The organism is Bacillus sp. PK5-006 (assembly GCF_054161415.1).
This window is the reverse complement of record NZ_CP096414.1, coordinates 670,650-691,813: the sequence shown is the minus strand read 5'-3', so window position 1 is coordinate 691,813 and position 21,164 is coordinate 670,650. Positions and strand designations below refer to the sequence as shown.

22 protein-coding genes and 1 other RNA gene are annotated in these 21,164 nt (G+C 41.4%); 3 read left to right on the top strand and 20 right to left on the bottom strand.

Features of this window, described 5'->3' with window-relative positions; all coding sequences use genetic code 11:
* Nucleotides 1-7 precede the first annotated feature (7 nt).
* On the top strand, nt 8-946 hold the full coding sequence (locus tag M1D84_RS03435) for a metal ABC transporter substrate-binding protein (RefSeq protein ID WP_024423469.1): 939 nt from the start codon (nt 8-10) through the stop codon (nt 944-946).
* Between the two features lie 37 nt (nt 947-983).
* Here M1D84_RS03435 and M1D84_RS03430 read toward each other — a convergent pair whose 3' ends face one another.
* Nucleotides 984-1,532, bottom strand: coding sequence for a hypothetical protein (locus M1D84_RS03430; RefSeq protein ID WP_041108485.1), 549 nt, complete (start codon nt 1,530-1,532; stop codon nt 984-986).
* Between the two features lie 88 nt (nt 1,533-1,620).
* Between M1D84_RS03430 and M1D84_RS03425 the strand changes: the two genes are divergently transcribed.
* On the top strand, nt 1,621-2,226 hold the full coding sequence (locus M1D84_RS03425; protein WP_458106406.1) for a TetR/AcrR family transcriptional regulator: 606 nt from the start codon (nt 1,621-1,623) through the stop codon (nt 2,224-2,226).
* Nucleotides 2,227-2,245: 19 nt separating this feature from the next.
* Here the strand turns inward: M1D84_RS03425 and M1D84_RS03420 are convergent, their stop codons facing one another.
* The 10 genes from M1D84_RS03420 to M1D84_RS03375 form a co-directional block, all read right to left on the bottom strand.
* Entirely contained in the window at nt 2,246-3,178 is a 933-nt protein-coding gene (locus M1D84_RS03420) for a response regulator (RefSeq protein ID WP_034280916.1), read from the bottom strand.
* Nucleotides 3,175-4,491 carry a sensor histidine kinase gene (locus M1D84_RS03415; RefSeq protein WP_122631917.1) on the bottom strand — a complete coding sequence of 439 codons (1,317 nt, stop codon included), beginning with the start codon at nt 4,489-4,491 and terminating at the stop codon, nt 3,175-3,177. The genes M1D84_RS03420 and M1D84_RS03415 overlap by 4 nt, the downstream gene beginning before the upstream one ends.
* A gap of 116 nt (nt 4,492-4,607) precedes the next feature.
* Nucleotides 4,608-6,053: an aspartate ammonia-lyase gene (gene aspA / locus M1D84_RS03410; protein WP_024426050.1), complete on the bottom strand. Its 1,446-nt coding sequence runs from the start codon at nt 6,051-6,053 to the stop codon at nt 4,608-4,610.
* Between the two features lie 18 nt (nt 6,054-6,071).
* The gene (locus M1D84_RS03405; protein WP_024423473.1) at nt 6,072-7,349 is read right to left on the bottom strand and encodes a cation:dicarboxylate symporter family transporter; all 1,278 of its coding nucleotides are present in this window, start codon (nt 7,347-7,349) and stop codon (nt 6,072-6,074) included.
* Nucleotides 7,350-7,720: 371 nt separating this feature from the next.
* On the bottom strand, nt 7,721-7,855 hold the full coding sequence (locus M1D84_RS03400; RefSeq protein ID WP_259279817.1) for a hypothetical protein: 135 nt from the start codon (nt 7,853-7,855) through the stop codon (nt 7,721-7,723).
* On the bottom strand, nt 7,852-10,287 hold the full coding sequence (locus M1D84_RS03395; RefSeq protein WP_458106405.1) for a heavy metal translocating P-type ATPase: 2,436 nt from the start codon (nt 10,285-10,287) through the stop codon (nt 7,852-7,854). Before M1D84_RS03395 ends, M1D84_RS03400 begins: the two co-directional genes overlap by 4 nt.
* 80 nt (nt 10,288-10,367) lie before the next feature.
* The gene (gene copZ / locus M1D84_RS03390; RefSeq protein ID WP_024423475.1) at nt 10,368-10,574 is read right to left on the bottom strand and encodes a copper chaperone CopZ; all 207 of its coding nucleotides are present in this window, start codon (nt 10,572-10,574) and stop codon (nt 10,368-10,370) included.
* Between the two features lie 72 nt (nt 10,575-10,646).
* A complete protein-coding gene (locus tag M1D84_RS03385) occupies nt 10,647-10,952 on the bottom strand; it encodes a metal-sensing transcriptional repressor (protein ID WP_012011272.1) in 306 nt (101 codons plus the stop codon).
* Nucleotides 10,953-11,058: 106 nt separating this feature from the next.
* Entirely contained in the window at nt 11,059-11,514 is a 456-nt protein-coding gene (locus M1D84_RS03380; RefSeq protein ID WP_122631919.1) for a DUF6376 family protein, read from the bottom strand.
* A gap of 256 nt (nt 11,515-11,770) precedes the next feature.
* Nucleotides 11,771-13,372 (bottom strand): histidine kinase N-terminal 7TM domain-containing diguanylate cyclase, encoded by a 1,602-nt coding sequence (locus M1D84_RS03375; RefSeq protein ID WP_122631920.1) that lies wholly within the window; start codon nt 13,370-13,372, stop codon nt 11,771-11,773.
* A 239-nt stretch (nt 13,373-13,611) separates the two neighbouring features.
* Between M1D84_RS03375 and M1D84_RS03370 the strand changes: the two genes are divergently transcribed.
* Complete coding sequence (locus M1D84_RS03370; protein ID WP_122631921.1) at nt 13,612-13,836, top strand: hypothetical protein; 225 nt, start codon at nt 13,612-13,614, stop codon at nt 13,834-13,836.
* A 117-nt stretch (nt 13,837-13,953) separates the two neighbouring features.
* Here the strand turns inward: M1D84_RS03370 and M1D84_RS03365 are convergent, their stop codons facing one another.
* The 9 genes from M1D84_RS03365 to M1D84_RS03325 all read right to left on the bottom strand — a co-directional run bounded on the left by M1D84_RS03365 (nt 13,954) and on the right by M1D84_RS03325 (nt 21,137).
* Complete coding sequence (locus M1D84_RS03365) at nt 13,954-14,448, bottom strand: DUF4411 family protein (RefSeq protein WP_122631922.1); 495 nt, start codon at nt 14,446-14,448, stop codon at nt 13,954-13,956.
* A 1-nt stretch (nt 14,449) separates the two neighbouring features.
* Entirely contained in the window at nt 14,450-15,598 is a 1,149-nt protein-coding gene (locus tag M1D84_RS03360; protein ID WP_122631923.1) for an ImmA/IrrE family metallo-endopeptidase, read from the bottom strand.
* A gap of 186 nt (nt 15,599-15,784) precedes the next feature.
* Nucleotides 15,785-16,147: a transfer-messenger RNA gene (gene ssrA / locus M1D84_RS03355) on the bottom strand.
* Nucleotides 16,148-16,321: 174 nt separating this feature from the next.
* A complete protein-coding gene (smpB, locus tag M1D84_RS03350) occupies nt 16,322-16,792 on the bottom strand; it encodes an SsrA-binding protein SmpB (RefSeq protein ID WP_012011279.1) in 471 nt (156 codons plus the stop codon).
* 139 nt (nt 16,793-16,931) lie between these two features.
* Nucleotides 16,932-19,274, bottom strand: a complete 2,343-nt coding sequence (gene rnr / locus M1D84_RS03345) for a ribonuclease R (RefSeq protein ID WP_024426057.1) — start codon at nt 19,272-19,274, stop codon at nt 16,932-16,934.
* Nucleotides 19,275-19,293: 19 nt separating this feature from the next.
* On the bottom strand, nt 19,294-20,040 hold the full coding sequence (locus M1D84_RS03340) for an alpha/beta hydrolase (RefSeq protein WP_039181462.1): 747 nt from the start codon (nt 20,038-20,040) through the stop codon (nt 19,294-19,296).
* A gap of 124 nt (nt 20,041-20,164) precedes the next feature.
* A complete protein-coding gene (secG, locus tag M1D84_RS03335) occupies nt 20,165-20,398 on the bottom strand; it encodes a preprotein translocase subunit SecG (protein WP_003212746.1) in 234 nt (77 codons plus the stop codon).
* A 185-nt stretch (nt 20,399-20,583) separates the two neighbouring features.
* Nucleotides 20,584-20,874, bottom strand: a complete 291-nt coding sequence (locus M1D84_RS03330; protein ID WP_024423481.1) for an AbrB/MazE/SpoVT family DNA-binding domain-containing protein — start codon at nt 20,872-20,874, stop codon at nt 20,584-20,586.
* Nucleotides 20,875-20,903: 29 nt separating this feature from the next.
* The gene (locus M1D84_RS03325) at nt 20,904-21,137 is read right to left on the bottom strand and encodes a helix-turn-helix domain-containing protein (RefSeq protein WP_024426059.1); all 234 of its coding nucleotides are present in this window, start codon (nt 21,135-21,137) and stop codon (nt 20,904-20,906) included.
* Between the last annotated feature and the right edge of the window lie 27 nt (nt 21,138-21,164).

The window sequence follows — 21,164 nt, the reverse complement described above, 5'->3', positions numbered from 1 at the left end:
GACATATATGAAGAAGGTATTTGCTATCCGTTTGACCGCAGTATTCATTGCCCTTATGATCATCGCAGGCTGTTCGACCAAGCAAAGTAATTCCGGTAAAGATGACGGCACATTAAAAGTTGTCACGACCTACTCTATTCTTTATGACATTGTGAAGGAAGTAGGCGGGCAGCATGTCTCTATTCACAGCATTGTTCCCATTGGTACAGATCCGCACGAATTTGACCCACTGCCAAAGGATGTTCAGTATACGACGGATGCAGACCTTGTTCTATATAATGGCTTGAACCTTGAAACAGGGAACGGCTGGTTTCAAAAGCTGCTTGAATCGAGCGGCAAGGACGGGGATGATGCACCTGTAGCCGAGCTGAGTAAAGGCGTCAAAGTGAAGCATTTGTCCTCAAAAGGCCTTGAAAGCCAGCAGGACCCTCACGCATGGCTGAATGTTGAGAATGGGATCCTTTATGCCCAAAATGCCCGAGATGCGCTTATTCAAGCGGACCCTGAACATAAAGAGGATTACGAAAAAAATGCAGAAGCCTATATCAAAAAGCTTCAAGCTCTTCACGATGAAGCAAAAGACAAGTTTGATCAGCTGCCAAAAGATAAAAAGCTCCTTGTCACAAGTGAAGGGGCATTCAAATATTTTGCAGAGGCGTATGGATTGAAAGCCGGCTATATTTGGGAGATCAACACAGAAAGTGAAGGAACACCAGGACAAATGAAGCGCATTATTCATTTTGTCAAAGATCATCAAGTTCCTGCGCTCTTTCTTGAAACAAGTGTTGATAAACGCAGCCTTGAAAGCCTCTCTGAGGAAACCGGGGTTCCAATCAAAGGAAAAGTCTTCACTGACTCTATTGGAAAAGAAGGGGAAGATGGAGACAGCTACTATAAGATGATGAAATGGAATATCGACACCATTTACAAAGGGCTGTCATCATAAGAAAAGACAGGTGGAGTGAATCCGCCTGTCTTTTTTGTCAGCCTGTTATATTTTCTGGATGTTTTTTCGGCCAAATGACGTAGCTGATGCTAATGATGAAATCAATCGTTAAGATCATCCCCCATGTATTGACAAGCTGCATCAGCGCTTCCGTCCGCTCTGGTGCTTGGATGAGATAGGTTAATCCATATAACAGCCCCGCTCCAATAACATAAGAAATGAAATGCCGCGCCCAGCCGACCATTTCATACACAGACCGCTCTTTCCCGTACTTTGGTTTTCCCTTTGGCTTAGGGCCTCCTGCAAATCGATAGGCAAACCTAGCATCTGCCCATTTCACCATTTGATGTCCGAAGGCAAGGCTCACACCAATATAAACAGCCGCAAGCCCGTGGATGACACTCGCCACAGCCCCTTGCCTTAAATCTATATAAGTAGCCGCAAGAAGGATGAGATCTAAAACTGGCGTACAGACAAGAAAAAAAGCACCCCACTTTTTCTGTTTAAACACATAACGAAGCGTTAAGCCCATTAGAATAAACAGCCAAAAACCAATTTCGCATGCCACAATCAATAACCCGACCAATTTCTCCACATCCTTTTTAATACAATTGTATTAAATAAAAAATAACACATCTGTGTTAAAAAAACAACAGCTATGCTAAAATCAATGTATGCCAAAAATCGTCGATCACCATAAACAAAAACAAAAGGTCGCTCAAGCTGCAATGAGAGTGATTAAACAAGAGGGATTGGAAAACGCTTCTGTACGAAAAATAGCAGTCGAAGCTGGAATTTCAGCCGGCTCTATGCGTCATTATTTTTCCACACAGCAAGAGTTATTTCTCTTCTCTATGAGTTTAATTCAGGAAAGAGTCAAGGAGCGGATTACAGGGCTTTCATTAAACGGTTCAACGGAGGAAAATGTTCTCACTTTATTGGAGCAGCTTCTTCCACTTGATGAAGAACGAAAATTTGAAATGGAGGTGTGGCAGGCTTTTACAGTCAAGGCGCTGACTGAACCAGATCTACAGCCGCTCAATGCAAAGATGTATGAAGAGCTTTTCCAAACGGTCCAATATTGTTTAATGAAATTGAAAGAGGATGGGCTGCTGCTAACTGATATCGATCTTTTATTAGAAACTGAGCGGCTTTATGCGGTCATCAATGGGCTTGCATTGAATGGAATCTTGCAGCCCGAACGTATACCGCCTCAGCTCATACGCTCCGTACTGCAGATGCACCTGCAATCCATCACAAAAAAAGACATGTCTCCTTAATTGGAGAGCATGTCTTTTTTTAATCTTCCATAAAAATACGTTTCGCTTCGTAGTAAAGCACCTGCACAAATTTCTTCACATTGATACGGGTGTGTTCTTCTCTTCCGCTCATCTCTTTCGTCAATTCACTCATTTTCTTTCGTACGATGGTGAAATCGAAAAATTTAGATGCGTAATTTTCAAACGTTGGATGAGAAAAATCGGTTAGCCCAAGTGATGCGATGTGCTTTAATGATTGATTGATCGCACGTCTTACTCGCTGTTCGGCTGCCTTTGCTTCTCTTGCGATGTCTGCCGATGTGTAGGGCTCACTTAACTTATCCTCTGTAATCCCAGTGAAAATGATCTTTAACGAAGGAAAGGAATCATGATGATCAGCATGCAGTGCTAAATACTGGTCTGTAAACAGAATCATATCTAATAAATCTTTAGACCCCTTCTCCCCAACAATGCCAAGCTCCGCCAGCAAAAACTGCCCCGCCTCTGCAAGACTTTTCCCCCGCTGCTTCGTTTTCGTCTGACCGCGCTGCTGAAATTGCATGACCGATTTGAGTGAGTGCTGAATATTTTCAATTGAATGCTCTAAATGAAGACGTTCAATCATGAGATGGAGGACACTTAAGACCTCTACACGATTGATCGGCTTTGTCACATAATATTCGACGCCAAGCGTATACGCCTGTCCGATTAATTCCTTTGTTTCAACCTGTGACAGCATTAAGTATTTCCCATGAAACTCATCCTTGATCGCTCGAATCGTTTCAAGCCCGTCCCTTTCCGGCATCAATAGATCAATACATAAGATATCAATGTGCAAATCATTTAAGTAGCTGGCTGTTAACTCTGCGCCATCCTCTGCTTCCCCGGCCACAATGCCAAGCTCTTCATCTTCAATGAGCTGAGCCAGTGAAGAACGAACGGCTTCATCATCATCAACAATAAAAAATCTCATCTCCCAATCCCCTCTTTTCTACTGACTTGATCTACTGGTATCGTTAATGTAAAAATCGTTTGTTCATTTGGGATACTCTTCATCTCAACACTTCCGCCAAGCTTCTCCGCTGTATCCTTTACATAGGCAAGCCCGATACCGCTCGATGGATTCCCAGCCTGATCGTATTTTAAAGTGAAGCCCGGTTTAAAAATCACATGATAATTACGTTCTTTTATGCCAGGCCCGTTGTCGCTGATTTGAAAAATCACGTGGTTTTCTTTCTGTGAAATAGAAAGTGACACCTCTCCTTCTACAGGAATGGCTTCAACAGCGTTGGATACGATGTTATTTAACAAAGATAGAATGGTATACACGTGATAGGCGGGATGCTTTCCATCTTCATCATAATGAAAGACGATGTTTTTTTTAAGAGATTCTGCATAATTTTCATGAATGCGAATAACAAGCCCAGCGATATGAGAAGGACTCTCATAAGCCTGGAAGTTTTCCTCATGAATCAGCTTTGATAAGGCAGAAAAAATCCGCTGGTTATCCTTTTTGATTTCATGCACCTCTCCTGCAATCTGCAAGGCGGTTTTACCGAGCTTTTTCAAATCCAATGATTCCGCATCCTTTGCGTGGTGAAGGGATTGATACAATTGATAGGATGTAGCCGTAATATGCTCAGCATGTGCGAGTGTTTTATGAAAATATGTAGATTCTGTGTAAAGATTAGACAGAAGCATCAGCAGATGTTCCTTTTCCTTTTTCATCTGACGCTCTCTCGCCTGCTCTTCATATAAGCGAATCATTGTATAACAAGCCAACACGAAAAAGCTTCTGAATATCGCCAAAACAAATAATTGAAACAGCGTCCTCACCGTTAAAATTTCATCCATCGTGCCTCGAAGTGCGATGATTTCAACAACGCTTGCGCACAGCTCCATGACGATGCCTGTTGCTCCAATCAGCCATGGCTGATCGCGGAAACGTCTGACCTTCAATAAATAAAAGAGTGTGCCATAGACAACATAATAAAGCAGGGAAGGAAATCTTAATGAAACTGCCTCTTCCAGCGGAAGATGCCCTGTTACGGCTGTATCAAGCAGCACGCGAAACGCAAAAACAGATATCCCAGCGATGATGCCGCTTGCCCATGCCGGAAATCTTTTCATTTGAAGCAGGATAAAGAAAAAGACAACGGTTCCAAAGCTGACCCGAAAGCTGTCCTCAAACGGATAAAATTTAAACTCTCCGCCAATCGGCGTCAGTACAATGAGCAGCACAATTAAATAAGGCTCTGTATTCAGCCATTTTTTCAGTAGATTCAAACGCAGTCACATCCCTAATAATTGACGATAGTATACTATGTGAGCTAAAGAAAAACAAACCTCCAAGAAAAAGCGCACACCGGAACTTTGCCGGTGTGCGCTTCTCATGATGCCGCTTAATCTTCTAAACGATCCTTTTCTAAAAGTGATGCACCAGCAATACCTGGTTTTGTCATTTCAAAAGGATTTAAGATGACATCAAGCTCTTCCTCTGTTAACACATCATTTTGCAGACAAAGCTCACGTACAGATGCACCTGTAAGGATGGCTTCTCTTGCAATTCGTGCAGCCGCTTCATAACCAATGTGCGGGTTTACCGCCGTCATGACACCGGCACTCTTTTCTACATATTCTTTTAATCTAGATTCATCTGCTTTTAGGTCACGCAAGCAGTTGTCCACGAAGGACTCGAATACATTTTTCATCATGCTGAGAGATTGAAGCAGGTTGAACACTAACACTGGTTCCATAACGTTTAGTTCAAGCTGGCCAGCCTCTGATGCAAGACAGATTGTGTGATCATTCCCAATGACTTGGAATGCCACTTGGTTCATGACCTCAGGCATAACTGGGTTAACTTTCCCTGGCATGATAGATGAACCTGGCTGTCTCGGCGGCAGGTGCAGCTCACCAAAGCCTGCTCTTGGACCTGAAGCCATCAGACGAATATCGTTCGCCATTTTGGACATGTTCATCATACATACTTTAAGTGCAGCCGATACTTCTGTATAAGCATCCGTATTTTGCGTTGCATCGACTAAGTCTTCAGCGCCAACTAACGGTAATCCGCTAATGTCAGATAGGTAGCCAACCACTTGGCGAATATATTTAGGATCTGCATTCAATCCAGTTCCGACTGCTGTTGCACCCATATTGACTTCATATAAATGCTGTCTAGACTGCTTGATACGTTTAATATCACGAGCAAGAACTTTTGCATACGCACTAAACTCTTGTCCAAGTCTGATTGGAACAGCGTCCTGAAGATGCGTGCGTCCCATTTTGATGACATGATCGAATTCCTGCGCTTTTTCGGTCATGACTTGATGCATGTTTTCCATCGTATAAAGTAGTTTTTCAATCATATTCAATGTTGAAATATGAATCGCTGTTGGGAAAACGTCGTTTGTTGACTGCGACATGTTCACATGCGTGTTTGGACTTAGCTCAGTATAAGCGCCTTTTTCCTTTCCTAGTAGTTCAAGCGCTCTGTTTGCAATGACTTCATTGGCATTCATATTCATTGAAGTGCCAGCCCCGCCTTGAATTGGATCGACAATAAATTGATTGTTCCATTTTCCTTCGATGACCTCATCTGCGGCTTGAACAATTTTTTCTCCAAGACCAGAATATAGTCGCTGTGTATCCATATTTGCAAGTGCGGCTGCCTTTTTGACAATCCCTAATGCTTTGATGAGTTCCTCATGAATACGGTAGCCTGTAATTGGAAAGTTCTCCACTGCACGTAATGTTTGAATTCCATAATATGCTTGAGTGTCTACTTCCTTTTCACCTAGAAAGTCACGTTCGATTCGAACTTGCTTGTCCTGTAGCTTCGTCATTTGAAAAGATCTCCTTTTTTACGCTGCTTTTGTTTGTTGTTTTAATTCCTCAATATACTTCTTCGATTTCTCTTGATCAAATACTTTTTCCCACTTAGACATGACAATGGCTGCAAGTGAGTTACCAAATACGTTCACTGTTGTACGAACCATGTCAAGAAGTCGGTCGATCCCAACGATGAAGGCAAGTCCTTCAAGCGGCAGTCCCATAGCACCAAGAGTTGTGATGACAACAACGATTGATGCACCTGGTACACCAGCCATTCCTTTAGATGTCAGCATTAAAATTAATAGTAACGTAATTTGCTCATAGATGGAAAGCGGCATGCCGTACATTTGTGCAACAAATATCGCAGCAATGGATTGATAGATGGCACTTCCATCTAAGTTAAAGGTGTAGCCTGTTGGAATAACGAACGACGTGATCGCTTTCGGGCAGCCGAACTTCTCCATTTTGTCCATTAATCTAGGCAGTACAGCTTCTGAACTTGCTGTTGAGAATGCAAGAATGATTTCTTCTTTTAATACTTTAAATAGTGTAAAGACGCTTGTTCCAGCCATTTTCGCAATAATGCCAAGTACAACAATGACGAAGAATGCCATTGTACCGTAAACAACAAGTACCAGTTTACCTAGCGGGAGAAGCGCTCCGACCCCGAATTTGATCACCGTCACACTGATGAGCGCGAATACACCAAATGGTGCAAACTTCATCACTTTATTGGTCACCCAGAACATCGCTTCGAGTATCCCCTCAAAGAATCCTAATACTGGTTTTCCTTTGTCTCCTACTGCGGCAATTCCTAATCCGAATAAGACTGTAAAGAAGATGGTTGGTAATAGATCACCTTCTGCAATAGATTGGAAAACGTTTGTTGGTACAAGATGCACCAACGTTTCAGAGAAAGTCGCTTTTTCAGAAGAAGCCTTAGATGTCTCTTCATATTTAGAGATATCGCCTTTCTCCATGTTGCTCATATCAATTCCTGTACCAGGATGGAAGACGTTTGCTGCAAGCAGTCCAACTGCTAATGCAATCGTTGTCACAATCTCGAAGTAAAGAATGGTTTTTCCGCCGAGTCTTCCGATTGTTTTCATATCTCCTACACCTGCAACTGCTACAATCAATGCAGCAATAACAATTGGAAGAACGATCATTTTAATTAAATGGATAAATATATCGCCAATCGGCGTTAACACATTAATAACGGTTTCATTTTGATAAAACAGCGCTCCCACGACAACACCCAGAACAAGTGCAATGAGTATTTGAGAAGCTAACCCTAACTTTTTCATACGTGAACCCCCTTTTTTTGATAACGCTTTCTTTGTTGCTTAATCGCATCTTAACGACGAACCTACAAAAAACGACAAAAAGGAACAAAAAGAAGTGAATTTTTTATGAAAAATCTTTAAAAAGGTGGGTTTTTCCACAATATTGTAAAAAAAAGACTTCGCTTTTGGCGAAGTCTTAGAATATAGACAACGTGCTAAAATGATTTTGTTTTAGCACGTTGTCTTCTTTTCAGCGTAATAGAAAACCTTTGAAGTCTAGGAAGGGCGAGCACCAGCGCGGAGCGAATAGACATTCGTGAGCACTGGCGCACAGACCTGACAAAGAATGCGAGGGTTTGTCTACACGCTGGGACTTCGCTTTTGGCGAAGTCTTAATGATTTTGCATCTGTTCACTTGGTGTATGTTGATTTGGAAAAAATTCATTATAAATCGTATATCCAATGAGCACAAGAGCAACGTAGAACAATGCACTAACGGTCCAAATCCATTTGACATTCAGCTTCATTCTGCCACTCCCTCTCTAACTGGCTTCAATCGCTGCAATCTGAGCGCATTCAGCACAACGGACACGGAGCTAAAGGCCATTGCTGCTCCTGCAAGCCATGGCGCAAGAAAACCAAATGCAGCAATCGGTATCCCAATACAGTTATAGGCAAGCGCCCAAAATAGGTTTTGTTTAATGTTTCTCATTGTTTTTTGACTAAATTCCAGCGCATCTGCAATGGCATGGAGATCTCCCGTCATGAGCGTAATATCTGCTGCTTCCATGGCAACGTCTGTCCCTGTTCCCACAGCCATCCCAATATTCGCTGTTGCAAGAGCTGGGGCATCATTGATACCGTCTCCGACCATGGCGACTTTCTTTCCCTGTTCCTGAAGCGCTGCAATGTGAGCCGCTTTTTCTTCAGGCAGCACTTCAGCAATGACATGATCAATGCCCGCCTGTTTCGCAATCGCCTCAGCTGTTAGTTTATTATCACCTGTCATCATCACAACGTGAATCCCCTGCTCTTTTAGACGAGCGATGGCTTGTCGAGAGGATGATTTGATTGTATCTGCGACCGCGACAATGCCGGCGACTTCGCCGTCAATTGCAACAAGCATAGCGGTTTTCCCTTGCTCCTCCAGCGTTGTGACGGATGCTTCGACTTGATCATATGGGATATGATGTTTCTGTAATAGCTTACGCGTTCCAATCAAAAGCTTGTATCCTGCTGCCTTTGCTTCAATTCCATGACCTGGATCTGCTTGGAACGCTTCAACCTCGACCGCTTCAAGACCTTGTTCCTTCATTCCATCTGTGATGGCTCTAGCAAGCGGGTGTTCCGACTGCTGTTCTGCCGAGCCTGCTAACTGAAGCAGCGCATCTTCTGTCCAATTAGTATATGCCTGCACATCTGTCAGACTCGGTTCCCCTTTTGTCACAGTTCCCGTTTTATCTAACACCACCGTGTCGAGTGATTGAGTCACTTCTAAATGCTCTCCGCCTTTAAACAGAATGCCTGATTCAGCCGCACGGCCGCTGCCAGCCATAATAGAGGTTGGTGTCGCAAGGCCGAGCGCACACGGACATGCGATGACAATGACGGCTATAAAGGTTTCAAGTGCTGACGTCACATTTCCTGGGTCCACAAAGAAAAACCATATGAGGAATGTGAGCACAGCAATTCCTACAACAATAGGAACAAATATCCCTGATATTTGATCGGCCATCCTTTGAATCGGTGCTTTTGAGCCCTGTGCTTGTTCTACGACTCGGATAATCTGTGAAAGGGCGGTCTCTTTCCCAACCTTTGTCGCTTTCACTTTTACAAATCCATTTTTATTGATGGTTGCCCCAATGACCGAATCACCAGTCGTTTTATCAACAGGCAAACTTTCGCCCGTAATCATGGACTCATCGATTGCGGTTGTGCCCTCCATGATCTCTCCATCGACCGGTACTTTCTCTCCCGGTTTGACAAACACAAGGTCATTTACTTTCACTTCAGAAATAGGGACGGTCATCTCTTTCCCATCGCGCTCGATGACCGCTTCTTTCGCTTGTAGGCTCATCAGCTTTTGAATCGCTTCTGATGTTCTCCCTTTTGCTCTTGCTTCCATTAATTTACCGAGTACGATCAACGTAATGAGGACAGCACTTGTTTCATAATAGAGGGCTGCCTCATGTGTGCCTTGAACCGCTGACTGAATGCTTTCATATAAACTATAGAAAAACGCAGCTGATGTCCCAAGTGCGACAAGAACATCCATATTGGCACTTTTATTACGTAACGCTTTATACGCACCTACATAAAAGGGCCAGCCGACAATGAACTGCACCGGCGCTGCTAACGCCAGCTGTACCCATGGATTCATAAACGCTTCTGGCAGCCAAATAAAGGACGTAAAAGAAAAATGGCTGACCATTGCCCAAAGAAGCGGCAGTGATAAAATCATCGAGAATAAAAAGCGTGCCGTTTGCTTTTCTATTGCAGCTTGCCGGTGGTCTTTTTTTCCTTCCTCCGCTTGATCTGCATCTGGTTCTATTAAAGAATACCCAATAGACTGCACCGCATCTTTTATGTCATTTGCAGACGTTTGGCCCGGATGATATGTGACCTGAAGTGTCTCAAGGGCAAAGTTTACAGACCCGTGATCGACACCGTCCATTCGGTTAATTTTTTTCTCGATTCGGTTTGCACAAGCTGCACAGGTCATTCCCTCTATATCAAATTCTGCTTGCTCCATCACCACATCATAGCCAAGAGATTGAACTTTTCGCTTCAAATCATCTGGTGTTAGCTGCTCTGTTTCATAAATGATATGAGAAGTTTCAAGCGCCAAATTCACACTGGCATCCTCCACACCTTCCAGCCTGTTCAATCCCTTTTCGATGCGGCCTGCACAGGCAGCACAGGTCATCCCCGTAATTTGAAAATCAATTTCCTTTTTCATTGATCTCACCTCTCCACATACTCCATGGGGGTATAATATTTTGAAAAAAATACGTGCTGTCATGCAGCACGTCTACTTATTTATACAACATCATATCCCTGTTCTTCTATCACATCAGAGATACGGTGTAACGTGACTTGATCTGGGTGAAATGAAACCTCCACCTGTCCTTTGTCTAAATGGACTTTCACAGATTCAACACCTGCTAATTCTCCTACATTTCCTTCGACTGCTTTCACGCAATGTCCGCAAGACATGCCCTGCACTTGAAGTGTTGCTTGTTCCACTTCTCATCGCCTCCATCAATCATTTTCTACAATTTACTATACCCTAGTAGGGTATCAATGTAAACATAAATGCTACGATTTTGTCAGTTTCGTAAAGACCGTCATTAACTCTTCAATGGCTTCATCCCCATTGCCGCTCTTGATAGCATCTGCAACACAATGGTGTGTATGCTTTTCCATCAAATGAAGACTGACTTTTTTCAAAGCCGCATTGACTGCGGAAATTTGATTCACAACATCTATACAGTAACGATCGTTTTCAATCATTTGCTGAATCCCGCGCACTTGTCCTTCCACTCGTTTTAAGCGATTGATCAATTGGTCCTTTTCCTTTTCGGCTCTAGGCGAAGCCATATGTCTTTCTTCATGTTCTGTCATGTGATCACCTTTTTTCCATTATGACTTGTCTGTACCTAAATTAAAGCATATCTCCACCGGAAAAGGCAAAGATATGCTGAGCACCGCATATAAAGCTGTGTTTGTCCTAATTTGTTAATTGTTCGATATCCTGCAAAAGATTGACGGATTGCTGAAGCTGTTTCATCAATCCCTGCTGATCCTCCAGTATGGCGGCAGCATCGATATCGCCTGCTTTCAATTGCTGTAAATACGTTTGGATTTCCTCTGACAGCACTTTATTTTTTTCAATGATTTGCGCATGCAGGTCTTCTGCCATTTTTGGCGCTGTGACTTCATTAAAATCTTGAATGTCTTTCTTCAATGATTCAAGCTGCTGCGTTAATTCTGCTTTTTTGGCGGTATTTTGCACAGCTTCTTCAGCGAGTTTTGGAAAATCCTCTGTAAATTGCTGAATGTCTGTCACATAGTCATTTGCCTCAGTGACATATGTCGTTGTATCGTTGACCTGATCAAGCAAGCCGGAGCACCCGCTTAATACAAGCGTTCCGGAGAATAGGAAAGCCATCACATATTTTTTCAAGATCGATCATCCTTTCATCTGTAGGATTAAAAGCATCATTTGTTCCGCTTCTCTATCACACAGATGCAAAAAGACCTTAAAAATAGCCAGACCTTTGCCCCATGTGTGATAGGCAAAGGTCTGGCTAACATTGTTCATGCCGGAATAGCCGAGAAACAACGAATGTTTCTGTAGTGACGACCAAACCGTAAAAGCTACTCCCCTTTAGGAAACCGTTCAAATGTTATGTTTATCATATCGAATGTCAGGACAACAGTCAATTCGGAAGATCCTGCTCTTGATACAGCACATGGCCCTTACCAGTGGATGCATAAATCCGGTTCCGTCCTTGGCGTTTTGACATATACAAGGCCTGATCCGCTTCAAATAGAAGTGTCTCTAATACACAAGGATCATTGGCTGTGTGAGCAATTCCAAAGCTCGCTGTCACTCGCACTTTTTCTTCATCATTTGTAAAGAAACTTGCTTCAAACGAATGTCTTATTTTTTCCGCGATATGACATGCCTCTTTAAATGACTGATGAGGCAGACAAATGGCAAACTCTTCTCCCCCATATCGTCCAAATAAATCATCCATTTGTAAATGCTCCTGACAAATAGAGACAACATGACGCAGCGCTTCATCCCCGATATGATGTCCGTGTGTGTCATTGATTTGTTTAAAAAAATCAATATCAAACAGCATAACAGCCGTATCCTGTGCATCCTCTTCCAAGATCATCTGCGTTCGTTCGATGAAAGAAGAACGATTGTAAATATTTGTCAAACCATCGATATACGCACGACGCTCCAGCTCTTCCTGCAGCAAACGCTGCTCTGTTACATCACTGATCACTATTTGCCTGCCCTCGATCTCTCCTCTTCTATTAAATAGAGACGAAGCGGTCAGATGATAATAGCAGGACTGGTCTTTTTCCTTTTTCCACATTAAATCATATTGCGAATGATCCTGTGGAGAGCGCAGCCATTGAATGAACGCTGAATCTTTGATGATTGCTGAGAAAATATCGTCGATTTTATAGCCAATTCCCTTTTTATTCGCAAGTGCTGGAATGATCGATGCAGCAGCGGGATTGTAGTCAATGAGTGTCCGATATCGATCTAAAATTAGAACCCCTTCAGACATATGCTCAAACACACGCTCCATTGCAATGGGAGAGATTTTAAAGAGCTGGAACGACATAATCGCCCATAAATAGAGTGCGTTGGTTAAAAACATCACCACTGGGACTGGATCAATATGTAGGGGTGTAACACCTAATAAATAAATAAAAGAAGTCAAAATTGGTAATGACATTCCCACTAACAGTATGAGAATCTGCTTTAAATATTCTTTTTTTGTGACACGTAAAAACCAAAGCAGCATAAAGATAGCAAGCATCGAACAGCCAAACGTATAAACGCCATGAATGACATACCAATAGCCAATCGTAAAATCAGCCAATAAAAACCCATCTACTGGATTCATCGTGATGCTTCGATAAAAGAGTGAATGTAAAGAGTTGGTGAACACCATAATGGTTGTGAGAGTTGGAATCAATAAGATGAGAAGCACGCGGCGCTTTGTGAAATATTGATGGAACCCCGTAAATTGCAGCACAATCAGCAGACTGAGCGGTGCGATAAACGGAAGACCTATGTATTGAAAACAAACCCAGAACATGATTTCTCCAGGAGTACGAGCCAATAATTCAAACGTATGCCCAAAGATATAAATCGCAGTTGCTCCAGACATGTACATAAACAATTGACAGCCAATATATCGATGGCGGTTTGCATGAGCAATGATTGATAATATCACGGACAGAATGCCAGAAACACTCATGATCACAATAAAATGTAAAACAATCGAATCCATGTAAACGCCCCAATTTCAGTTATTTAGAACTAGTCTAATCTTACTATATATGAGGACGTCTCAAATGGGAAGATGTGATTTTGAATTGGTTGGAGATTTTTTGTAAAATTTCAGGCGTTATCGGTTCGAGATTCCTTATATTTTCACTACTTTTTGCTTAATTTGAGGGAGAAGTATGTTGCGTCTGGAGAAATATATGTACAATGTGGAGATCAATGGAGAGGAGACTCGAAAGGAATATGACTTTTTGGATGATTATGACGGGGCTGTTTATGCTGATTCTTTTAGAAAAACCGTTTAAAAAGAGAAGTTCTGGATTGTTATTTTTGATCAGTTACTTGCTGCTGATTGCGGTTTATGTGATTCAGACAACGTTTGTAAAACTTATGCCGGATGGATTTTTGATGATGATTGCGGTGGTTGTCGTTTTTCCTTTGTTTGTTCGGTTGGTGCAGTCTTCTTAGATGAAATTGATAATGGGAGATAAAAAAGATGCCGGTGCTGGCATCTTATCTTTATGTATTGAAAATATCCAATCCCATCAGGAATTATAAAAATATTATAATACTTTCTTTATCCTATTAAAATTGCACTTGTAAATTTTTTAACATTTCGAAGGTGTTTACATAATTAACTCCGAAGTTTTCACAAACAACTGGAATTAATATTCTTTTTTTCATTTGTGGATTGTAAACTTCATGTGTAACTAAAGTGTATCCTTTAGCTTTAGCATATGCAATTAACCAAGCATCAGCATTTCTAGCAAATTCATCTTTTGCGGCATCTGTAAATTGTGGATTGTTAAAGGACCATTGCTGAATTAACGCATAATTTTCTAAAACATCTACTGCATCAGTTCCTTCAAAATAATCTTTAAAATTATCTGTTGTCCATTCATGTAATTTATCCGGATCTTTATCTTTTGGATTAATTATCTCATTCTGAATTCTATCAATACTACAAATTTTTGAATTACTTGCTAAGTTAACTAAAGCATTCCAAAAACTTGGAGCAACCTCAAATGCATAGTATCCTCTATATGCTCCTATAAAAACATTTGCATCTAATACGTACAAGTTACATCCTCCTCTCATTCAAAAACCTAATATATTTTTGAAAACTTGAGCTTTTAAGACCTGTCAGTCTTTGCGCAGTTGTATGTTGGATATCTCCTGATTGGGTCTGATATATAACTACTCGAGAAAATAAGTCTCCTAACCTGACCCTTGTTGTATTAAAAAAGTCACCACCAGAAGATGATATTTTCTGTTCCATTTTCAGTTCTTCTATATATTTATTGTAGAATTCAAAGAACTCTGCTTTAGTTATAAGACTAAGCTCCAAAGCTCTTCTTCCAATTACCAAAGGACTGACTTTAAAAACGCCACCTAATGTTTTATAAAGGTGTTTATCACCATAATGAGTATGCCAATCTCTTATAAAACTATCTTTAGGGCACAAAAGCTCTGCCGCTGCTTGATTACAGAATTTCTCCAAAAGGTCGTTAACTTTATTCAACGGTGATGCTTCAACAATTGCACTTGAACCAATTATAATATGTGCAATTTCATGAATAAGAGTAAATATTTGAGCGGACTTAGCATCCGCCCCATTTATAAAAATTAGTGGAGCAAAATCATCAACTAACACAAATCCTCTGAACTCTTCCACATTTAAACGTCTATGAGTATTACTACCGACTACACCATTTATCATTATCATAATTCGGTTTTCTTCACATCTATTTACCAAAAATCTAATAGCATCATGGAAATTTTTGTTTTTTCGAGCCCAATCAAATTCTAAATCTAATAATTGTCTTATTTTATTCACCAGTTCAACGACAGATTGACCTCTATAAGAACCAACAAATGATAATGGGTCTCCTATATATTTTTCATAATAATCTCTCATAAAGTCCTGTCTTCTTTGCATTGTATATAAAGTCTCAATTAAATCTGGACTAGCAGTATCGCTAATGCTATCTTCTAAAGTGCGATAATGTGGTATAGGCAATCGTTCAATGGGGGGGTGTTGTAAAAAAAAGTAGCCCAATGGTGTTGCAGTGGATTTAGAAAACTCTTCTAATTGTTTAAAAGTAGGGCGAAGCTTACCTTCTAACCACTTATCTAAATTTTTAAATTTTTTATGTAATTTCTCTTTATTAGAAGCACGATTATATGCCCATTCTAAAAGTTCAACTTTCACGAAAACCCTCGTTGCCATATTCGATAAACACCTCCCAAAGAACAATATTCTATTACCATTTTTTTATAAATATAACAAAATTATTATCTTGTGTGAAGCTTATTCTTAAAATTATATATAAAGTGTAAGATATTTTAATGATGATCTAAGCTAAAATAGTATTAGAACAAAATAAAAAACCCTTGTTTACCAAGGGTTTTAACTATATGGAGACGGTGGGAGTCGAACCCACGTCCAGAGACATCGATTACTTAAGCGTCTACGAGCGTAGTCAACATATTTTGTGTTCACTCATCCTCATGCCTGCTGACGGGCGCTTGGAGAGCTAGTCTGATGGATCTCTTCTTACGTCCTCAGACGGAAACGTAAGCGTAGCCTACTTCATTGGGCTCCTCACAGACACATAGGCGATGTCAGGAAGAGCTCGCTGCGCTTATTAGGCAGCTAGTGCTAAGTTTTGGTTAAAACTTTTAGTTTTGCCAGTTACATTTAAGTGCGTGTTAACGAGATCGCCTCTCGGCTCGCAGCCTAAGCTCGAACCATCCCTGTCGAATCCGTAACGTCCCCTTGTAAAAGGGATATACGGGATGGAAGTTCAGCTTCACTGCTTCCGTATATAACTATTATAACAATCTCACTGCTCGAAACAACTGGTGGTTTCTGTCAAAACAGCGCTGATTGTTTACTGCATAACATATTGTAGCATAATGCTTCCGCTCTCAGCAAGCCATCAGCATCAGGCTAGAATTGCTTTTGACGATCGCGGAAGGCACGTTCGATTTCACGTTTTGCATCTTTTTTCTTCAGATCTTCACGCTTATCGTATTTCTTCTTCCCTTTTCCGATTCCGATCAGCACTTTGGCAAAGCCATTTTTCAAATAGAGTTTCAGAGGCACAAGTGAATAGCCTTCTTCCTTCGTCGCACCAATCAATTTGCTGATTTGCTTGCGATGAAGAAGCAGCTTTCTCGTTCTCAGCGGATCATGGTTATAACGGTTCCCCTGCTCGTATGGGCTCACATGCATGTTATGAAGGAACACTTCTCCTCGTTCGATTTTGGCAAAGGAATCTTTTAAATTCACTTTTCCAGCACGAATCGATTTGATTTCAGTTCCTTGCAACACAAGACCAGCTTCATACGTTTCTTCTATAAAGTAATCATGATTTGCTTTTTTGTTTTGGGAAACAACCTTTCCCTCTCCCTTTGGCATTGGCGTACACCCTCCTTTTGACACAAACACGGTCCAAATCGTACGGATTATTTTATCAAACAATCCAGCTTTCGACAATGCTGACGCCATGTGGTCAAAAAGCAAATAGAGCGTGATGCCCTATTTGCTTTTTGGCACGTTACTTTTTCTTTTTGCGTTTTTGTTTCGGTGCGTTTTCAAATACGCGTTTTTTCTTTTTCTTCTTTTTACGGCTTGTGAACCAGTCACTTCCGCTTTTATCCTCTTTGCCTTTTTCCCCAGAGGCTTTTTGACCTCCACGGCCTTTTTTCGCTGGTGGATCTGTTCGTTTTTTGAACTTGAAATCTTTTGGTGATTTACGGCGAGTGCCCTTCATACCGACGATTTCAAAATCAATTGAGTGCTCATCTTTATTGACATTCACGACTTTGACAGTGATTTCGTCACCGATACGGTAGACATTCCCTGTACGTTCACCGATCATAGCAAAGTGCTGTTCATCAAAGCGATAGTAGTCGTCAGTCATATAGCTGACATGGACAAGACCTTCTATCGTATTCGGCAGTTCAACGAATAGTCCGAAGTTCGTCACGGAACTAATCATACCATCAAACTCTTCACCGATTTTATCTAGCATAAACTCTGCCTTTTTCAGGTCATCTGTTTCACGCTCTGCATCGACTGAGCGGCGCTCCATTGTAGATGCATGATCTGCGATTTCAGGCAGCAGCTGGCCCCACTTTTCTAAGGTCGCTTCATCTGTCTTTTTCTGAATCAAGTAGGTTCTAATCAATCTATGCACGATTAAATCCGGGTAACGGCGGATCGGTGATGTGAAGTGTGTATAGAATTCCGTTGATAATCCAAAATGGCCAATGCTTTCTGGATCATACTTCGCCTGTTTCATAGAGCGAAGCATCACAGTTTGAATGACGACTTCTTCTGGTTGATCCCTGACAGCATCGAGGACACTTTGAAGTGCGCGCGGGTGAATGTTCGTTGACGTCCCTTTCACAATGTAACCAAACGTCGTCACGAACTCTAAAAAGCGCTGAAGTTTCTCAGGATTTGGTTCTTCGTGAATTCGGTAAATGAACGGAACATTCATCCAGTGGAAATGCTCTGCAACCGTTTCGTTTGCAACAAGCATGAATTCTTCAATTAATTTCTCTGCAACGGAACGCTCACGAATGACAACATCTTTCGCAGCGCCTTCATCATCTACAAGTACTTTTGCTTCCTTGAAGTCAAAGTCTACAGCTCCGCGCTCCATTCGTTTGTCACGAAGAATCTCTGCAAGCTTCTCCATCTCTTGGAACATCGGCACTAGCGGCTCATATTTGTTTAGAAGCTCTTCATCTTGGTCGACTAAAATCTTATTCACATCGGAATAGGTCATTCTCTCTGTCGTTTTGATCACACTTTGGAAAATCTCATGTTTGACGACTTTCCCGTTACGATCAATAACCATTTCACAAGACAGGGTGAGACGATCGACCTTTGGATTTAATGAACAAATACCGTTTGACAAACGATGCGGAATCATCGGAATGACGCGGTCGACGAGATAGACACTCGTTCCACGTTCATAAGCTTCCTGATCAATCGGAGAATTCTCTGTGACATAATGAGAAACGTCTGCAATGTGCACGCCAAGCTTATATTTGCCATCATCCAGCTTTTGCACGGTTACGGCATCATCTAAGTCCTTTGCATCTGCACCGTCAATCGTCACAATCGTTTCATTGCGCAAGTCGCGTCTGCCTTCAAGGTCTTTTTCATCAATCGTTTCCGGTGTGTCTACTGCCTGCTGAAGTGCTTCTTCCGGGAACTCACCTGGCAGACCGTGTTTATGAATGATCGACAAAATATCAATGCCAGGGTCATTTTTATGACCGAGGATTTCAGTCACTTCACCCTCTGCACTCATTCTTCCTTCAGGGTAGCTTGTCAGCGTCACAACGACTTTATGACCTTCGACCGCACCGTTTTTAGCGGATTTCGGAATGAAGATATCGTTTGTGATTTTTTTATCATCAGGAATGACAAAGCCAAAGCTTTTCGTTTCTGTATAGGTACCGACAACCGTCTGAGTATTACGCTCGAGAATGCGGATGACAGTTCCTTCTTTTTTCGTGCCGTTTGATTTGTGGCTGACACGAACCATGACGGTATCGCCATTCATCGCTGTGCCTAACTCATTTGGCGGAATGAAAATATCATCCTGTCCAAACTCTTCAGGCGTTACAAATGCAAATCCTTTTGCATGGGCAGACAGCTTTCCTTTTACCAAATTCATTTTTTCTGGTACACCGTAACGGTCGCTGCGCGTGCGAACGATGAGTCCTTGATCCTCCAGCGTCACAAGTGCTTTGACGAGCTCTTTATAATCATCAGGATTGGTAATCTCCATCATGACTTCCAGCTCTTGAACAGTTAACGGTTTATATGCTTCTTCTTTCATAAAAGCGAGTAATTCATCCATAAATTCTTCTTTTTGCACACTCTAACCCCCTATATATTTAAATTGACCAATCAAGTGATTCTAAGAATGCATAGACATCCTGATGAACCTTCTCCCGCTCTTTATCAAGCGTGATGACATGGCCTGATTCTTCATACCATTTCAAATGCTTATCATCTGTCTCTACTTCGTTATAAATGATATTTGCACTGTCTGTATTAATCATATGATCGTGACGTGCCTGCACAACAAAAGTAGGTGAATAGATCATGTCGACATTGTTTCTGACATCTGCAATCAGTTCTTGCAGGCTCTTCAGTGTATCCATTGGTGTTTTCTTGAACGCTTCCATTTCTTGTTCAATTTGGTCCTCTGACTTACCCTCAAATTTCTTATAGTTACGGGCATAATCTAGTACACCCTGGTACATGACTTCTTCACTTTTTATGTACATAGGTGCACACATAGGTACAATTCCCTTTACAGGTACAGTGTAACCTAATTTCAATGAAAAAACTCCTCCGAGGGATAGTCCGCAAACTGCAATCTCCTCATAGCCCTCATCTTTTAAGAATTGATAGCCTTCTTCTACATCTTTCCACCAGTCAGCCGGGCCTGTATGGACAAGCTCTTCTGGCGGCACACCGTGTCCTTTATATTGAGGTGCATGGCATGTATATCCTCTTTCGTTCAAATAACGGCCAAGCATTCGAACATCGGCTGTATTTCCAGTAAAACCGTGAAGAAGAAGCACCGCCTTTTCTCCACCTTTAAACGTAAATGGTTTTGGTGTAACAACTTTCATGATGTGACTTCCTTTCCTTCTGATATGGTTTATATTTTCCACTTGTATGTATGAAACAAACACAAAAGAGTGCTGATAATAAAAAAAGGTCTGAAAAAAGATCAGACCTTCTGTTACTCGCGCTTTACACGCCTAAATATGCCAATGCAAGTGTTAAGATGAAGAAAAGCACTGACAAAATAACCGTTAATCGGTGAAGAATCAAGTCAAGGCCTCTCGCTTTTTGCTTACCGAAAAGCTGCTCGGCTCCACCTGAAATAGCGCCTGACAGTCCAGCACTTTTACTTGATTGTAGTAATACAACGATGATAAGTGCGATACTGACAATTACGAGTAATGTGATAACAAATGCGTGCATGAAAACACCTCCAGACAAACTGGTACACATAACTTTATTTTACATGAAAACAAGGTGCATGTCACGAAACATCAAAATAAAGATTTCCTATATATTGTCGACTTGATTCGTTATTTTGATACAATTTCGTTCCAAAGTGCTGATTGCAGCATTTTTATATGAATTTTTTCGGTTAAAAACACATTTTAATGAGTTGCTTCTTCCTTCAATAGCTGTTTTAATTCTACTAACAAACGTTCAGCTCCTTCAGGACTCAGCATCACGTTCCCATTTCCATAGCTTTTGTTGTACTTCGTCACTTGTCCCGTTAACAGGCAGCTCTTATCTGCATCATATTTTTTCAGCATAATGGTTTGATCTTCAATGAAAATTTCTAACAGCTGCTCTTCTTTAATATTGAGTACCTTGCGCATTTCTGAGGGCAGAACAATTCTGCCGAGAGAATCAATGTGTCTGACCATCCCAGTCCTTTTCAATGACATTTCCTCCTTGATGATGATATCATTTATTGACTTTTGTCAATATCCTCATAGTAAAATAGATCTTCAAATTTTTTATCAAAGTAATGAATCATTTTGCCAATGACAAGCTGTCCTGGTTTTCGGTGACCATTTAATACCCTGCTAAGTGTGGCAGGAGAGATGCCAATTTCATCAGCGAGCTGATTTAACGACATATCGTTCTCGATCATATACTGCATGACAAAAGCCCGCCTGATCTGAATCTTTTCGACCATCATTACAACCTCCTATGGAATCATTATGTA

Coding starts and splice junctions, on each gene's coding strand:
- M1D84_RS03425 (WP_458106406.1), top strand. CDS start 1,621: ATGCCAAAAATCGTCGATCACCATAAACAAAAACAAAAGGTCGCTCAA.
- secG (WP_003212746.1), bottom strand. CDS start 20,398: ATGCACGCATTTGTTATCACATTACTCGTAATTGTCAGTATCGCACTT.
- M1D84_RS03360 (WP_122631923.1), bottom strand. CDS start 15,598: ATGGCAACGAGGGTTTTCGTGAAAGTTGAACTTTTAGAATGGGCATAT.
- M1D84_RS03385 (WP_012011272.1), bottom strand. CDS start 10,952: ATGACAGAACATGAAGAAAGACATATGGCTTCGCCTAGAGCCGAAAAG.
- M1D84_RS03375 (WP_122631920.1), bottom strand. CDS start 13,372: ATGGATTCGATTGTTTTACATTTTATTGTGATCATGAGTGTTTCTGGC.
- M1D84_RS03340 (WP_039181462.1), bottom strand. CDS start 20,040: ATGAAAGTTGTTACACCAAAACCATTTACGTTTAAAGGTGGAGAAAAG.
- smpB (WP_012011279.1), bottom strand. CDS start 16,792: ATGCCAAAGGGAGAGGGAAAGGTTGTTTCCCAAAACAAAAAAGCAAAT.
- M1D84_RS03420 (WP_034280916.1), bottom strand. CDS start 3,178: ATGAGATTTTTTATTGTTGATGATGATGAAGCCGTTCGTTCTTCACTG.
- M1D84_RS03400 (WP_259279817.1), bottom strand. CDS start 7,855: ATGAAGCTGAATGTCAAATGGATTTGGACCGTTAGTGCATTGTTCTAC.
- M1D84_RS03370 (WP_122631921.1), top strand. CDS start 13,612: ATGACTTTTTGGATGATTATGACGGGGCTGTTTATGCTGATTCTTTTA.
- M1D84_RS03405 (WP_024423473.1), bottom strand. CDS start 7,349: ATGAAAAAGTTAGGGTTAGCTTCTCAAATACTCATTGCACTTGTTCTG.
- aspA (WP_024426050.1), bottom strand. CDS start 6,053: ATGACGAAGCTACAGGACAAGCAAGTTCGAATCGAACGTGACTTTCTA.
- M1D84_RS03325 (WP_024426059.1), bottom strand. CDS start 21,137: ATGATGGTCGAAAAGATTCAGATCAGGCGGGCTTTTGTCATGCAGTAT.
- M1D84_RS03395 (WP_458106405.1), bottom strand. CDS start 10,287: ATGAAAAAGGAAATTGATTTTCAAATTACGGGGATGACCTGTGCTGCC.
- M1D84_RS03435 (WP_024423469.1), top strand. CDS start 8: ATGAAGAAGGTATTTGCTATCCGTTTGACCGCAGTATTCATTGCCCTT.